Below are 1015 nucleotides of genomic sequence, written 5' to 3'. Positions count from 1 at the left end.
TCCTGGTAGGTATGGTTTTCCATCTGGTTTCTTAGGCGTTACAATCGCATCACCATTTGGTTTACGTGTGATTTCAATCTCACTTGGTGTTTCAGTTGTTGGGGTATTTGGTGTTACCTTACCTGGTGTTGTTACTGGAACTTCCACAGCTGGTTTACCTGGTTCTGTAATCTTACCTGTACCTGGAACATTTGTCTTAGGAAGCTTGTCATTTGGTACTTTACCTGAACCATTGTCACCGATTTCAACAGGGATTGTTGTTCCATTTTCTCCTGGAATTTCTACCTTAGTTCCTGGTGGGAATGTTGAGCCATCTGGTTTCTTAGGTGTTACTGTAACCTCACCTGTCTTAGGATCTTGTTCAACATCTACTGTTGGTGTCTTTTGACCCGGTGTTGCTGGTGTTACCTTAGCTGGAGTTGTTACATTAGGAACTTCCACAGCTGGTTTACCTGGTTCTGTAATCTTACCTGTACCTGGAACATTTGTCTTAGGAAGCTTGTCATTTGGTACTTTACCTTTACCGTCTTCACCGATTGTAACAGTGATTGGGTTACCATCTTTACCTGGGATTTCTACCTTAGTTCCTGGTGGGAATGTTGAGCCATCTGGTCTCTTAGGTGTTACTGTAACGTCACCTGTCTTAGGATCTTGTTCAACATCTAGTGTTGGTGTCTTATGCGCTGGTGTTTCAACTGGAACTTCTTCCGTTGGTTTACCTGGTTCTGTAATCTTACCTGTTCCTGGTACTTTTCCTTCTGGTAATTCACTGTTTGGTACTTTACCTTTACCGTCTTCACCGATTGTAACAGTGATTGGGTGATCCTTATCTTTACCTGGAATTTCTACCTTAGTTCCTGGTGGGTATGTTGAGCCATCTGGTCTCTTCGGTGTTACTGTTACATCACCTGTCTTAGGATCTTGTTCAACATCTAATGTTGGTGTCTTATGTGCTGGTGTTTCAACTGGAACTTCTTCCGTTGGTTTACCTGGTTCTGTAATCTTACCTGTTCCT

1 pseudogene is annotated in these 1015 nt (G+C 42.7%); it reads right to left on the bottom strand.

Features of this window, described 5'->3' with window-relative positions:
- Positions 1-1015, bottom strand: a pseudogene (locus ADF68_RS11120) (hypothetical protein); the annotation flags it as partial.

The sequence above is a fragment of the Streptococcus pseudopneumoniae genome (genome assembly GCF_001068775.1).
In the GTDB taxonomy this organism is placed as follows: Bacteria; Bacillota; Bacilli; order Lactobacillales; family Streptococcaceae; genus Streptococcus; species Streptococcus pseudopneumoniae_N.
Note: the sequence above shows the minus strand (reverse complement) of the source record. Positions and strands in the feature narration are given on the sequence as shown.